The organism is Actinoplanes campanulatus (assembly GCF_014647795.1).
Classification (GTDB): domain Bacteria; phylum Actinomycetota; class Actinomycetes; order Mycobacteriales; family Micromonosporaceae; genus Actinoplanes; species Actinoplanes campanulatus.
Map to the genome: position 1 here is coordinate 210617 of NZ_BMPW01000006.1, position 14513 is coordinate 225129.

The following is a 14513-nucleotide window of genomic DNA, read 5'->3' on the forward strand; positions in this document are numbered from 1 at the left end:
CACTCCGGGCCCGGCCTGAGGGAGAAGCGGGCTGGTGTATGTAGCCGCTCATGCGGTTCGAAGTGGGGCTGGTCACACCCGGTGGTTCGGGGCCGGTCGGAGGGAGAGCCCGCCGGTCGGGGTGATCACGGCGTGGATACGGCGGTCGTGCGGCTCGGCGGGAACGGTGTCGACGTCCTCGCCGTCGTGGAGGAGCGCCACGATCCGTGGGCCGGTGGGCGCGATCCGGTCGCCGGAGCGGGGCGCGGTCACGCCGTGGTGGGAGTCGTCCAGGTGGGCCAGGGCTCGGTCGTAGGAGCCGCCGCCGCGGCCCATGCGGGTGCCGTCCCGGGCTACGGCCAAGGCGGGGACCAGGATCAGGTCGGCGGCGCGCAGGGCGGCCGTGCCCAGTCGCGGGCCGGTGGGTTCCCGTAGGCCGCGGGCGGCGGGAGTGAGGTCGCCGGTGAATTCGGCCCAGTCCAGGTCGTTGTCGGGGAGCAGGATCGGCAGCAGCAGGCGGCCACCGGCGGGGAGCGCCTCCGCCAGGCGGTACGGGAGGTCGAGGCCCCCGGGTTCGGAGCCGATCGGGACATAGGCGGTGATCGTGATCGGGTGCGCCGCCCGTACCAGAGCAAGGGTTTGATCTTGAAGTTTGGCCGCCGCGGTCGCGAGGGCGCTGTCCGAGAGTGATCGACGGACCGTGAGGAGCCGTGCGCGTAGCGCGATCTTGATTTGCAGTGATTTTTCCGCATCACCGGTTAAATCCGACATGCAACACCCCCTTTTGAAATGCGGCAAACGGTGCACACTATGTCAGCATCGCTGGAAGAGAAGGTCGCTCCCGGGAGGATGTGTGACACTTCGAGGCCGGCTGACCAGTGCATTCTTGGTCGTCGTGCTCGGTCCGGTCCTGCTCGGGGCGATTTTCGTCGCACTGACCGTGAGTGCCGTCAACCGTGATCGGACCACCGAACGCCTGGACCACGCGGCAACCACCGTGAGCGCCGCCGTGGGCGCTCTCTGCCGCCAGTTGCAGGCCGCGGCCGACGCGGTGGCGGTGGTTCCAGCCGAGAACCGGGTCGCGGTCGCCGACCAGCTGGTCGCCCGCGGGCTGGCCACGACGGTGGACGTGACCGTTCCGAATCAGCCGTTGCTGGGGCGTGCGGCGGCGCACAGCGGGAACGGGACGACCGGTCCGCTCAGTTGCGCCGACCCGGCGCCCCGGGGGACGGCCACGGCGTTCGCCGCTTACGCGTACGCCGAAGAAGTGACAGTGGTCGCCGCCCAGGGCATCGATCCCGCCCTGATGGACCGGCTCGGTGATGCCGCCGGGGTGGCCGTGGCGATCGGCGCGCCGGCGCCGGAGGCCGGCCCCCGCACGACCCGGCAGCTGACCGCCGTGCCCGGCCAGCCGTTGCCGCTCACGCTCAGCGTGCCCACCGGCGAACCCACCCTCCGGTACGCCATCCTGTTCCTGATCGTGCTGGTCACCGCCGTGGTGGCGGTCCTGGCCGCCCGCTGGCTGGCCCGGTCGACCACCCGTCCGCTCGGTGACCTGGCCTGGGCCGCCGACCGGGTGGCGAACGGTGATCTGGACACCCGGGTGCCGATCCCGCGCCCGGACGAGCTGGGCCGGCTCGCCGGGACCTTCAACCGGATGACCCGTGAGCTGCAGTCCTACGTGCAGGCGCTGACCGCGAGCCGGGATCAGCTGCGCCGTCATCTGGCCATCCTCGGGGACACCCTGTCCAGTACGCACGACCTGGACCGGATCCTGCCGGTGATCCTGCGCACCGCGATGACCGCCACCGGCGCCCGGGCCGGGCTGCTGCTGCTCGCCGACCCGTCCGACGGGCGGCTGGCGGCCCGCTGCGGCGCCGGGCTGACCGGCGCGTGGGATCTGACGCAGGCCGAGCTGGCGCAGCGCCGCCTGCCGCCGGGACGCGGCGTGCTGGGGACGGTGGCGTCGACCGGCCGGCCGATGCGCGGGACCGGCGGGCAGAGCCCGGACGAGCCGGTCTGCGAGTCGTACCTCGCGGTGCCGATCTGCGCGCCGCCGGCCGATCCGGAGACCGATCCGGAGCCGGGCATGCTGGGGGTGCTGGCCCTCTACGACCGGTTGGGCGGGCCCGCCTTCGAGGACGCTGATCTGCGGACCCTGCGCACCTTCGCGGGGCAGGCCGGGGTGGCCGTGCACAACGTCCGGGTTCATGAGGAGGCGCAGCGTCTTTCGTTGACCGATCCGCTGACCGGACTCTGGAACTACCGTTATCTGCGCGAGGTGCTGCGCCGCGAGGTGGAGCGGGCCAGCCGGTTCGGCCGGATGCTCACCGTCCTGGTTCTCGACCTGGACCACTTCAAGGAGGTGAACGACACGTACGGGCACACCGCGGGCGATCAGGTGCTGGGCGAGTTCGCGCGGCGCATCCGGATCGGGCTGCGGGAGGTCGACGTGGCGTTCCGTCAGGGCGGGGAGGAGTTCGTGGTGCTGTTGCCGGAGACGGACGCGTACGGCGGCGCGATCGTCGCCGAGCGGCTGGGCGCCGCGGTGCGGGACCGGCCGGTACCGGTCGATCCGCGCCGGCCCGGGCTCGACGACCGGATCCCGATCAGCGTCTCCATCGGGATCGCCGTCTTCCCCGAGCACGGCGGCACCGCCCAGCAGGTGCTGGACGCCGCCGACGAGGCGCTGTACGCGGCGAAGCACGCCGGCCGGGACACCTATCGGCTCGCGGAACGGGTTTCCCGGACCGGGGCGGAGGGGCATCTGGACGCCGCGACCGCCATCACCGGTGGGCCGCAGCCGCCGCGACACGGCCGTGGCCGATAGTCTCGCGGCATATCCGGCCACGAACCAGCGAAGGTGAAGTGACTGAATGACGACGAAGCGCGCCGTCAAGGCGGTGATTCCGGCGGCGGGACTCGCGACCCGCTTCCTCCCGGCCACGAAGGCGGTGCCCAAGGAGCTTCTGCCGGTGGTGGACCGGCCGGTTCTGCAGTACATCGTCGAGGAGGCCGCGTCCGCCGGCATCACCGACGTCCTGCTGGTCACCGGCCGTGGCAAGACCGCCATGGTGGACCACTTCGACCGGCGGCCGGACGTCGAGGCCCGGCTCGAGGAGAAGGGCGACCACGAGCGTCTCGCCGCGGTGCGCCGGTCCAGCGAACTGGCCGACATCTACACCTGCCGGCAGGGTGAGCCACTCGGGCTCGGGCACGCGGTCGGCTGCGCCGCCTCGCACGTCGGCGACAACCCGTTCGCGGTGCTGCTCGGTGACGAGTTCGTCGAGGAGGACAAGCCGCTGCTCCCGGCCATGCTCGACCTCCAGGCGCGGACCGGCGGCATCGTCCTGGCCTTCATGGAGGTCGCGCCGGAGGAGACCTCCCGGTACGGCATCGCCTCGATCCGGGAGAGCGACCTGGGCGAGGACGTCGTCGAGGTGACCGGCCTGGTGGAGAAGCCGGCGCCGGGGGAGGCCCCGAGCAACCTGGCAGTCCTCGGCCGGTACGTGCTGCCCGGCTCGATCTTCGACGTCATCGCCGACACCAAGCCCGGCAACGGCGGCGAGATCCAGCTGACCGACGCGATGGCCGCCATGCTGGCCGACGGGGTGCCGGTGCACGGCATCGTCTACCGCGGCCACCGGTACGACACCGGCATGCCGCTCGGCTACCTCCAGGCCGTCGTCCAGCTCGCGGTGCAGCGGCCCGACCTGGGCGAGGAGTTCCGGGCCTGGCTGACCGAATTCGTCGGCGGCCGGAAGGGATGACCGCCACGGCCGATCGCGAGGCGGCCGCTTCCAACGAGCTGATGCCTCTCGCCGAGTACCTGGGCAGCGTGCTGCGCAGGCTCCGGGCGCTGCCTCCGCTCGACCTCGACCTCACCCAGGCGCACGGGAACGTGCTCGCCGCCGACGTGGTGGCGCCGCATCCGTTCCCGGCGTTCGACCAGGCCGCGATCGACGGGTACGCGGCCCGATGGGAAGACCTGGCCGGTGCCGGGCGCATCGGGTCGCACCCGTCGTTCGGGCAGTTCGAGAACACCGCCCGTACGGTCCGGCTGAACGTGGTCGGCGACATGGGCGCGGCACACTGGCGGCCGGTCCGGATCACCCCGGGCACCTGCTTCTCGGTGGCGGCCGGGGCGCCGCTGCCGATCGGCGCCGACGTGGTCGTCCCGGTCCACTGGACCGATCAGGGCATGGCCGCCGTCGAGATCCTGCACGCCCCGAAACGGGGTTCCGGCGTCCGCCGGGCCGGTGAGGAGTTCGCCGTCGGGCAGCTGCTCGCCGCCGCCGGGTCGTACGTCGCCCCGCCCATGGTCGCCGTCTTCGCCGCCGCCGGGATCGGCCACGTGCTGGTCCGGCCCAGTCCGCGGGTGGTGGTCGTGGCCACCGGCGACGAGCTGGTCGACGTGGGCCGGCCCAGCCAGCCCGGCCAGGTGGTGGACGCCAACTCGCATGCGCTCACCGCGGCGGCCGTGGAGGCGGGCGCGATGGCGTACCGGATCGGGATCTGTGACGACGACCCGGAAGGGCTGCGCGGCCTGCTGGAGGACCAGACGCTGCGCGCCGACCTGATCATCACGACCGGCGGGACCGGTACCGGACCCGGCGACATGCTGCGCCGGGTGCTGTCCCGGCCCGGCCCGAGTCGCGGCACCGTCGAGTTCACCGACGTCGCCCTCTGCCCGGGCACCGCGCTCGGCTTCGGCACGGTCGGCGGTGAGGAGGTGCCGGTGGTCTGCCTGCCCGGGGAGCCGGGCGCCGCCCTGATCGGCTTCGAGGTGCTGGCCCGGCCGGTGATCCAGCTGCTCGCCGGCGCCGAACCGGTGTTCCGTCCCGGGGTCAAGGCGCACCTGCTGGAGACCGTCTCCTCGCCCGGTGGGCTGCGCGAGTTCCGGCCGGCGCACGTCGCCGAGCGGCGCGGTGGCGGTTACACGGTGCAGCCGCTCGCCGGAGGGCCGTACACTCTCTCCGGTTTGGCCGAGGCGAACGGCCTGCTGGTGCTCGGCGAACGGGTCACCACAGCGGCCGCCGGCTCGACCGTCGACGTACTGCTGCTCGACCGGAGGCGATGAATGCTCGGGGCCACCACACCCGGATGGCCCGCTGTGCTCTCGGACGGGGCCGTGCTGCTCCGGCCGTACAAGCGGGGTGACGCCCGGGCGTGGTCCGAGGTGCGGATCGCCAACCAGGCGTGGCTGGCGCCCTGGGAGTCGGCGCCGCCCGGGCCGTGGGCGGAGATGAACTCGCCCCGCGCCTACGGCTACGTCTACCGCGACATGAAACGGGCCGCCCGCAACGGCGACAGCATGCCGTTCGCCGTCTGCCTGGCCGAGGACGGGCGGGAACGCCTGGTCGGCCACGTCAACCTGGGCAACATCGTGCGGCGGGCGTTCGCGTCGGCGTACGCGGGCTACTGGGTCGATCACCGGGTGGCCGGCCGGGGCGTGATCCCGACCGCGCTCGCGCTCGCCGTGGACCACGCGTTCGGGCCGGGCGGGCTGCACCGGATCGAGGTCAACATCCGGCCGGAGAACGGGCCGAGCCGCCGGGTGGTGGAGAAGCTGGGGTTCCGCGAGGAGGCCTACCACCAGCGGTACATGCACATCGACGGTGGTTGGCGTGATCACCTCGGCTATGCGATGACGAGCGAGGAGGTCGCAGCCGAGGGTGGCCTGCTGGCGCGGTGGCGGCGCGCCCGTACCGCTAAATGATCTTGAAGGTCGGAGAGCCTCCGGCGCGGCGCGCGAAATATCACGGCTACCGCCCGTAACCTCGCATTCGTCGTGTCCTTTTCCGTGGCGGATCGGAGGCCTGAGGGTGCCGACCTCGGTGCTCCTTGCGGTCCTCGCCGCGGCGGGTCTGCTCGCTCTCGCTCCGGCGCTGGCCCGCCGGTACGATCCCGCCGAGCGCCTCGCCGCGGAGCGGGCGTCATCGACGGCGCGGGTGCTGCAACGCCGCCGCCGTCCGCGCACCGTGCCCGGACGCCGACCGATAAACCCCGCCCGCCAGGTCACGGTTACGGTTCCGGCCCCATCGGGTGATCCCGCGCCACCCGAACGCAGGCTCCGCCTCGTCACCGGCCGGCCGCGCCGCATCCCACGCCGCCGCGGCACACCCGCCGTCGTCCGCCGCCGCCGCGTCTTCGCCGCCCTGGTGCTGCTCAACGCCATCGAACTGGTCGGCGTACTGGTCGTCGGGCCCGGCTTCTGGATCAGCTTCGCCGTCACCGGCAGCCTCCTCGGCGTGTACCTCGTACACCTGCGCAACCGCGCCATCGCCGACCGCCGGCGCCGGCGCGTACAGGCCCGCGAAGCCGCCTGGCTCGCCGCCCGCCAAGCCGAGGTCCGCCGCGAACAGGCCCGCCGCGCCGCCGCCCGCCGGGAGGCCCAGCGCCGCCTCGCCGCCCAGCGCGAAGCCGTCCGGCGAGCCGCCATGGGCCTCGACCGGGAACCCTCCGACCTGCCCGTCGCCGCCAACGGCGGCTCGGTCTCCTATCGGAGGCGCGGCGGGCTGCGTGGTCGCCCCTACGAGGCCGGCGGCCGGCATCATCACGCTTCATAGAGGGGTACGGCGTACGCCGCCCCCGACGACATCGGCCCCGTCCCGCCGGCCCGGCGACCCGGGTGCCGGTCCGGCCGGTGCCGCCCGCATCCGGGCGGTGCTGCCCTGCCGCTTCTCCGGAGGGGCGGTTCGCGAGGCGCATGGACGACCTGTTAACCTTTCCTCGGTTCCACGGTGAGCGATCATCGAGGAGCCAAGGGGCTGTGGCGCAGTCTGGTAGCGCACCTCGTTCGCATCGAGGGGGTCTGGGGTTCAAATCCCCACAGCTCCACCCTTGGGAAACGCCCGGACTTCGGTTCGGGCGTTTTGGTTTCCGGCGGCTGATCCTGCTTGGCAGGCTCTCAGGTCCTCTGTCCGCCCCCGGCTTGTTTGCACCGACCAGCGCACACGTAACGGCTTGCGTGGTCGCCCGCCCGTGTCATGGCGGCAGGCCGGGCACACGGGCGGCGCGACGTGAGCGCCCGCCGGGTCGGGCGGCACGGGGGGTGAGTGGGGACAGGTGGTGACTCTGCCTCCCCGTACCTCTATGCAAGGGTTTTGACCGCGACCGTCTCGCCCTCGGTGATCTCGCCGGTGGGGGTGAAGCCCAGCCTGGCGTAGAACGGCGCGGGACCGCCCTCGCGGGGCTCGTAGGTGACGTAGGCGCGGGTTTCGCCGCGGGTGCGGATCTCGGCGCAGACGGCCTCCACCGCGAAGGTGCCGTAGCCGCGGCCCTGGTGGTCCGCGGCGATGTTGAGGCGCCAGAGGCCGGAGCGTAGGTCGGTGGGGTCGGAGGGCTCGCCCCACGGGAGGTCGAGGAAGGCCATCACGAAGCCGACCAGTTCGTCGCCGTCGTAGATCAGGCGTGGCCAGGCGTATTCGGGGTAGACGTACGCCTCGGCGAGGGATTTGACCACCGGCGCGACCAGGTCGTCCTGGTCGGGGCGGACGGAGAGGGCCAGTGCCGCCTCGTAGTTGTCCGGGTCGACCTTGCGGAGATGCATTTCGGCAGGTTAGCGGTGCAGGTGGAAGGCGGCGATCTCCTCCACCCGGGTCCGGGTGACGCCGGCGAGCTGTTCGACGGCGAGTGGGTGGCCGGTCGGTTCCAGTTCGATGTACGGCAACTGCCCCACGGCCCGGGTGTGCACGTTCGTCCGCAGGTTGAGCGTCGACGGCTCGTACCCGGCGATGATGTTGGAGAGCCAGCCGAAGTAGGGCGGCTCCTTTTCGCGGCCGGGTTGTTCCCAGACGTCGACCGCCCGGGTGAAGCTGGCCCGGCTCAGTGACACCCACATGCTGTAGGTGAATATCTCTCCGGTGTCCCAGACCGGCAGTTCGATCAGGCCGCGGACGAAGAACTGCTCCCCGGCGATCACGCACAGGTCCGCGTCCAGCAGGCAGCCTTCCTGGTCCGCCATCTCCGGCTGCCAGAAATCCGGGGCCGGAGCGGCGAAGCTGAGCGGCGGGCCGTCGTGCAAGGCCCCGCACGTGCCGCAGGTGAACTGCTCGGTGCTCATGGCCGCGAAGCATACGGGCGGCACCGGTAGTGACGGTCGGCACGGCCGCTGTCGGTGCCTGATCTGGGTGAAAAGCGAGTGTTGCTACTTTTGGGTGGTATCTCTGAATCAAGTCTCGGAGGTGACGTCACATGAAAGCACCACTGCCCGACAACGAGATCGAGCGGCTGGCGGCGCTGTACTCGCTCGACATCCTCGACAGCCCCCCGGAGAAGGACTTCGACGACATCGTCGCGCTGGCGGCCGGGGTCTGTGAGGTACCCATCGCGATGGTCAGCCTGGTCGACGCCGATCGGCAGTGGGCCAAGGCCAGGACCGGCTCCGAGGTTGCGGAGACCTCCCGGGACGTGTCCATCTGCGCCCACGCCATCCTCGGCCGTGACCTGCTCGTCGTTCCGGACACCCGGGCGGACGACCGGTTCGCCGACATCCCGGCGGTGGCCGCGAGCGGGGGCATCCGGTTCTACGCCGGGATGCCGCTGCTGACCACCGACGGGTTCGCGCTCGGCACCCTCTGCGTCACGGACGTCGAACCGCGGCGGCTCGACATGGAGCAGCAGCAGGCGCTGCGTGCCCTCGCCCGGCAGGTGACCGCCCAGCTGGAGCTGCGCCGGTACGCCTTCGCGCTGGCCAACACCACGGCCCGGCTCCAGGAGCTGGAGCGCCGCAAGGACGACCTGGCCGGTCTGGTCGGCGGGGAGCTGCGGTCGTCGCTGCGGCTCATGTCGGGGTACCTGGAACGGCTGGGCGACACCGGCTATCACGACGCCGAGATGGCGGACCTGGTCGGGCGGGCCACGGCGGCGCACGTACGGGGGTTCCGTGAGCTGATCGACCACCTCACCACGATGGCCGACGCCGGGCTGGGCGGGGACAGCCTGCACATGCGGCAGTGCGACCTCACCCGGGTCACCCAGCGGGCGGTGGAGGCGGTACGCCCGATCGCCGCCAGCAAGCACATCTGGATCCTCAACCAGGCGGGCGGCCCGTCGTTGCCGATCATCGCCGATCCGGTGCGCCTGGAGCAGGTCCTGACCCACCTGCTGTTCGCCGCGGTCAAGTACACGCCGGAGGGCGGCCGGGTGCGGGTCGGCACCGAGATGGAGTCCGGCCCGACCGTACGGCTGGACGACATGGACCTGCCCGACGGCCTGCGGCCCGACCTGTTCCCGCACCTGTACTACGGGGCCATCGCCAACCCGACCGACGTACCGGGGCCGGACCGGGGGCTGGCCGTCGCCAAACGCATCCTGGACGCCCATCACGCCACCGTGGCGCTCTCCGACCGGCCGGGCGACGGGACGTCACTGCACGTCGTGTTCCCGTACGCCGAGATGACCCCGGCCGAGATGATCCGGGACCTGGCCATCGCCTGAGCACGAGCGGAACCCGCCCCCGATCGGCTGCAGTTCGGTCGGGGGCGGGCCGGTCTCATCGCCGCCGTACCGGTGGCCTTCCGTGCGCGCTCGGCGGCCAGGAGTCCACCTCCGGCGCCACCCGCTGCCCGGGCGGCATCGGCGCCGGCGGTGGTGGTGGCGGTGGAACCGGCGAGCGCGGGGCCAGCCCGGCCCGGTTGAGCTTGTGCCAGCGCAACCGCCCACCGGTCAGGGCCGTGGTCGCCGACTGCAACAGCACCAGATACATCAACTGCCGGTACGCGAACTGCTGCAACGGCAGCCGGAGCAGCGGCTTGAACGACTCCTTGTCGAGGCGGAACGCGACCCCTGCGGTGAACAACTGGAGGGCCAGCATGCCGAGCCAGGCCGCTACGGTCTCCTGGCGCTCCCAGAAGACCAGGCCGTACACGAGCATGATGTCGACCACCGGCGCCAGCATCGGCAGCGCCACCCCGAAGAGGGCGAGGAACGGCAGGCCCACCCGCCCGAAGCGGCCGGACGGCCCGGACTCGAAGAGCGACCGCCGGTGCTTCCACATCGCCTGCATGGTCCCGTAGCTCCACCGGTACCGCTGGCGGTACAGCTGCTCCAACGTGGTCGGCGCCTCGGTCCAGGCCAGGGCGTCCTCCACGTAGACGACGCGCCACCCTTTCCGGCACAGCGCCATCGTGACGTCGGTGTCCTCGGCCAGGGTCTCGTCGCTGACCCCGCCCACCTGGGCCAGCGCCTCCCGCCGGAACGCGCCGATCGCGCCGGGCACGGTGGGCATGCAGTTCAGCACCTCGTAGAGGCGGCGGTCCAGGTTGAAGCCGATCACGTACTCGATGTGCTGCCAGGTGGCGACCATGGTCTCCCGGTTGCCGACCTTGACGTTGCCGGCCACCGCGCCCACCGACGGGTCGCCGAACGGCTGGACCAGCCGGTGCAGCGCGTCGGGTTCGAAGACGGTGTCGCCGTCGACCATCACGATCAGGTCGTGCTTCGCCAGCGCTACGCCGGTGTTCAGGGCATTCGGCTTGCCACCGTTGGGCACCCGGACCACCCGCACGTGCGGCAGGTCCATCCGGTCGACCAGGTCGGCGGTGCCGTCGGTGGAGCCGTCGTCGACCACCACCACCTCGATCATCGGATGGTTGCCGCCGGCCAGTGAGCGGACCGCGGCCTCGATGCCCTCCTTCTCGTTGTAGGCGGGCACGATCACCGAGACCGGCTCGAACACCTGCGGGCCCCAGCTCCAGCCGGGCTTGCGCCGCTGCCGGGCGTTGCGCGTCGCGAGCGCGAGCATGAGCAGCGTACGGCCGATGGTCAGCAGCCCGACCACCAGGAAGAGCCCGGCGATCACGACGACCATGCCGTCGGCCAGGCTGACCGTCCAGATCAGGGCCATGCCGCGCCACTTGTCGCCGGCCGGCGCCTCGGGGTTGACCGGCAGCGCCGCCGCGGGAGCGTCCGCGCGTCCGGCGATGCTCAGGTTGAGCCCTTCGGTGACGGTGGTGAAGCGGTAGCCCTGGGCCTTCATCCGCGGGATGAACTCGCGCAGCGCCGCGACGGTCTGCGAGCGCTCGCCGCCGGCGTCGTGGAAGAGGACGATCGCGGACTCGCCGTCGGCCGGGGTGGCATTGGCGATGATCTCGTCGATCCCGGGACGCTCCCAGTCCCGGCTGTCCCTGTCGTTGACCACGACCAGGTAGCCGAGGGCGCCGGCCTCCTGGACCAGCTCCCAGTTGTCCCGGTCGATGGCCGGGTTCTTGGACGAGTACGGGAACCGGGCCAGGTTGGTGTGCACCCCGGCTGCCCGGGCGATCGCCACCTGGTTCTGGGACAGCTCGAGTTCCCGCCGCCACGGGGCGAGCTTCTGCATGTTGCGGTGGGTGAAGGTGTGCAGGCCCAGTTCGTGGCCGCCGTCCACGATGTGCTCGGTCAGCTCGGGGTGCCTGGCGACCTGGGCGCCGACGACGAAGAAGGTGGCGTGGGCGTCCTGCTCGCGCAACACCTCCAGGATCTTCGGCGTCCACACCGGATCGGGTCCGTCGTCGAAGGTGAGCGCGATGGTGCGCTCCGGCAGCCGGCTGGTGCTCTCCTGGCCGCCGGTGGTGTTGATGATCGGGCCGCCGTCGCGGATCGTCGACGGCACCCCGGCGTAGTCGCCGGCCTTGCTCGCCACGTGGTCGCCGGCGACCTTGGGGTTGATGTACGTCTGCACGTACAGCACCGCCGTGAAGAACACGACCAGGAGTGTGCCGAGCAGCACGCGCGGCGGGGGCACGATGCGCCGCCGGTTGCGGGCCCGGGCCCGGCGGGACGGGGGAGTCACGGGGCGGCCCGGGTGGACGGTGGAGTGCTGTCGGCGGCCGGTGACAGCGACGGCGGGGGCGGAGGCGTACCGGTGTCCTCGGCCGGCACCGGGCCGCCGCCACCCTCACCGCCGGAGTCGGGGACCACCGGCGGGGCCGGCGGCACCGGCTCGCTCGGGTTCGGGACCGGGGTGTCCGTCGAGGTGGGGGTCGGTGTCGGCGTCTTGGTGGACTCCAGCGTCCTGGTCTCCGTGGCGCTGGGTGTTCCGGCGGCCGATGGCCGGGTGGTCGACTGCGCCGGCTTGCTGGAGGTCTTCGCGGACTGGCTCGCGGTACGGCGTTCGGTGCCGCCGGTACGCCGCTCCACCGACTCGACATGCCTGGTCGGGGTGGCGTTCGGCGTGGGTGTCGGCGCCGGGGTGGGACGGGCCGTGGGCTTCTGCTCCTCGTCCTCGTCGTCCTCGTCCAGTCCGGGCAGCGGGAACACCGCGCTCGAGCTCACCGGACCGCCGGCCAGGCTGATGCCGACCAGGCCCCCGTACACGACGAGAAGGATGCCGAAGGCCAGTGCGAGGCGCCGGAGCAACCGGCTGCGCCGTCCGGTGGAGTCCACGAACACCGGCGCCGGCTCCGGCACGGTGATCACTTCCGTGGGGAGGTGAGGGTCGTGTGGGTCTCTGGGCTCCTGCGAAGTCACGCGGCGAGCTTAAGAACATTTATCGCGATCTTGGCACAGATCACTCACAAGGGGGACGGTCGACTGATCCACTGAAATAGGACGAAATGCCATGCGTGGCGATTTGGCCGGTCGGAGGGGGTGTGAACCCGTTTCGCTGACCAGCGGCGCGGCATCGGATCGAAAGACGTTATGCCGTTATCCGAAGCAATTTACTGTCGTATTCCCGACTGCGCGGCCGAGCAATTCTCGCGAAACGATAAAGCCGATAAGAGAAGTATGAACTTAATGTCTGAATCGCTGTGATGGTGGGAGCGACACGACAAACTCCTGGCCGCACCCGTTGTGCACGCCATCCGACCTAGTTAAGCTCTTGTTGCGCGCCCCAATCGCCCGCTTCCCCCGTGGCAGGCGATCGGGGCGCGCCCTTCTGTTTCCGGGCTGTCGCCGCTAGATCCAGCGGCCCCCGAGCCACATGCGCACCGACCAGTCGTCGTAGGGCAGCAGTGTGCCCACGAAGACCGGGTAGAAATAGGCGAAACACAGCGCGACCAGGACGACGTAGGTGGACACCGCGACGGCGCCGATGAGCTGCCGGTCGGAACGGTTCGCCCCCGCCGCCATCCCGCCCGGGGGCGTCATGATCGCCCCGAGCACGTAGACCACCGCCAGGATCAGGAACGGCAGCGCCGGCATCACGTAGAACGCGAACATCGTGCGCCCGTCCTTGACCGCGAAGTAGAACCACGGCAGCAGGCCGGCCACCGCGCCGGTCATGATCGCGTAGGCCCGCCAGTCGCGCCGGGCGATCCCGAACCAGGTCAGCGCGCCGAGCGCCGGCAGGAACGACCACCACAGGATCGGCGTACCCAGAAGCAGGATCTCGGCGGCGCAGCTCGGCGCCCCGCAGTTGCCGGCCGTGCTCCAGTAGAAGGCCACCGGACGGCCCAGCAGCAGCCACTGCCACGGCCACGACTGGTAGGTGTGCTTCTCGGTCAGTCCGGTGTGGAAGTTGAACGCCTCGGAGTGGTAGTGGGCCAGGTTGAGCAGCGCCCCGACGACCGGCGGTTCGCTCCACCCGTTGTCCGCCCGGTAGTGCCGGAAGTAGCCGTTGTCGGTGACGAACCAGCCGGTCCAACTGGCCAGGTAGACGCCGATGGCCAGACCGAAGCAGAGCAGCAGCCAGCCCAGGTCGCCGAGGATGCCGGCCAGCACCGGCCCGCGCACCCCGGCGGAGCGCCGCGCCTGCACCCGCCAGACGATCACCAGGGCCGCGAAGAACGGCGCGAAGAAGGCGGCGCTCCACTTGACACTGCACGCCATGCCGAAGGTGATCCCGGCGGCCAGCAGCCACCACGGCACGATCAGCGGCACGGTCGGCGTCTTCTCCGGGTCGTAGCCCCGCTCCAGCGCCCGCAGCCAGCGGCGGCGGTAGTGGTCCCGGTCCAGCACCAGGGCGCCGAAGGTCATCAGGATGAACAGGCCGATGAAGATGTCCAGCAGCGACGTCCGGGAGAGGACCAGCTGGAAGCCGTCCAGCGTCATCAGCAGACCGGCGATCCCGGCCAGCACGATCGAGTGGAACAGCCGGAACGCGATCCGGATGAGGATCAGCACCATCAGCGTGCCGGCGACCGCGGTGGAGAACCGCCAGCCCAGCTCGTTGTTGCCGTACACCGTCTCGCCGAGCGCGATCAGCCACTTGCCGAGCGGGGGGTGCACGACGTACGCCGCGCCGTTGACCTTCTCGTCCCACTCGAAGCCGTGCTGGAGCATGTCCCAGGCGTCGGTCGGGTAGCAGACCTCGTCGAAGATGTAACCCTTCGGCTTGTCCAGCCCGGCGAACCGCAGGATGCCGGCCACCGTGACGATGATCAGGGTGATGAGCCACGAGTACGGATTGAACCGTTGGTCCAGCGTCGACAGCCGACGCCGGACGATCTCGGGCACATCACGCATGCTTGGGGATGACCCTGTCCCGGCGGTGGGGTCCGCGGGGGTGAGGTCTGTGTCAGCTGTCGCCGCCGTCGTCACCCCGCGATCGTAGGACGGAAGCCTGAGAAGCGATGCCCGCCATCACCACCTCTTGCCATGTGATGGAC

The 14513-nt window shown here is 71.3% G+C and carries 12 protein-coding genes and 1 tRNA gene; 7 read left to right on the forward strand and 6 right to left on the reverse strand.

Translation table 11 applies throughout. The features are described 5' to 3' along the window. Window positions 1-72 precede the first annotated feature (72 nt). Window positions 73-750, reverse strand: coding sequence for a 5-formyltetrahydrofolate cyclo-ligase (locus IEZ13_RS13895; protein ID WP_183222576.1), 678 nt, complete (start codon window positions 748-750; stop codon window positions 73-75). Window positions 751-874: 124 nt separating this feature from the next. Here IEZ13_RS13895 and IEZ13_RS13900 point away from each other — a divergent pair, with 124 nt between their 5' ends. From IEZ13_RS13900 to IEZ13_RS13925, 6 genes are all read left to right on the forward strand, one after another. Beyond that, entirely contained in the window at window positions 875-2809 is a 1935-nt protein-coding gene (locus IEZ13_RS13900) for a GGDEF domain-containing protein (protein ID WP_372441872.1), read from the forward strand. A 46-nt stretch (window positions 2810-2855) separates the two neighbouring features. Next, window positions 2856-3749 carry a UTP--glucose-1-phosphate uridylyltransferase gene (locus IEZ13_RS13905; protein ID WP_183222578.1) on the forward strand — a complete coding sequence of 298 codons (894 nt, stop codon included), beginning with the start codon at window positions 2856-2858 and terminating at the stop codon, window positions 3747-3749. After that, on the forward strand, window positions 3746-5059 hold the full coding sequence (locus IEZ13_RS13910; RefSeq protein ID WP_183222579.1) for a molybdopterin molybdotransferase MoeA: 1314 nt from the start codon (window positions 3746-3748) through the stop codon (window positions 5057-5059). The genes IEZ13_RS13905 and IEZ13_RS13910 overlap by 4 nt, the downstream gene beginning before the upstream one ends. Continuing rightward, window positions 5060-5698, forward strand: coding sequence for a GNAT family N-acetyltransferase (locus IEZ13_RS13915; protein WP_183222580.1), 639 nt, complete (start codon window positions 5060-5062; stop codon window positions 5696-5698). Window positions 5699-5798: 100 nt separating this feature from the next. After that, window positions 5799-6548: a divisome protein SepX/GlpR gene (gene sepX / locus IEZ13_RS13920; protein WP_183222762.1), complete on the forward strand. Its 750-nt coding sequence runs from the start codon at window positions 5799-5801 to the stop codon at window positions 6546-6548. A 197-nt stretch (window positions 6549-6745) separates the two neighbouring features. Next, window positions 6746-6819, forward strand: a tRNA-Ala gene (locus IEZ13_RS13925). A 253-nt stretch (window positions 6820-7072) separates the two neighbouring features. Here IEZ13_RS13925 and IEZ13_RS13930 read toward each other — a convergent pair. Beyond that, the gene (locus IEZ13_RS13930) at window positions 7073-7531 is read right to left on the reverse strand and encodes a GNAT family N-acetyltransferase (protein ID WP_183222581.1); all 459 of its coding nucleotides are present in this window, start codon (window positions 7529-7531) and stop codon (window positions 7073-7075) included. A gap of 9 nt (window positions 7532-7540) precedes the next feature. Beyond that, window positions 7541-8044 carry a DUF2199 domain-containing protein gene (locus IEZ13_RS13935; RefSeq protein ID WP_183222582.1) on the reverse strand — a complete coding sequence of 168 codons (504 nt, stop codon included), beginning with the start codon at window positions 8042-8044 and terminating at the stop codon, window positions 7541-7543. 131 nt (window positions 8045-8175) lie between these two features. Between IEZ13_RS13935 and IEZ13_RS13940 the strand changes: the two genes are divergently transcribed. Further along, window positions 8176-9420 (forward strand): GAF domain-containing sensor histidine kinase, encoded by a 1245-nt coding sequence (locus tag IEZ13_RS13940; RefSeq protein WP_183222583.1) that lies wholly within the window; start codon window positions 8176-8178, stop codon window positions 9418-9420. 55 nt (window positions 9421-9475) lie between these two features. On the opposite strand, the gene IEZ13_RS13945 is transcribed toward IEZ13_RS13940, so the two are convergent. The 3 genes from IEZ13_RS13945 to IEZ13_RS13955 form a co-directional block, all read right to left on the reverse strand. Beyond that, window positions 9476-11755 carry a bifunctional polysaccharide deacetylase/glycosyltransferase family 2 protein gene (locus IEZ13_RS13945; RefSeq protein WP_183222584.1) on the reverse strand — a complete coding sequence of 760 codons (2280 nt, stop codon included), beginning with the start codon at window positions 11753-11755 and terminating at the stop codon, window positions 9476-9478. Then, entirely contained in the window at window positions 11752-12372 is a 621-nt protein-coding gene (locus IEZ13_RS13950) for a hypothetical protein (protein ID WP_183222585.1), read from the reverse strand. The genes IEZ13_RS13945 and IEZ13_RS13950 overlap by 4 nt, the downstream gene beginning before the upstream one ends. Window positions 12373-12861: 489 nt before the next feature. Then, the gene (locus IEZ13_RS13955) at window positions 12862-14370 is read right to left on the reverse strand and encodes a dolichyl-phosphate-mannose--protein mannosyltransferase (protein ID WP_221245676.1); all 1509 of its coding nucleotides are present in this window, start codon (window positions 14368-14370) and stop codon (window positions 12862-12864) included. Window positions 14371-14513: the final 143 nt, after the last annotated feature.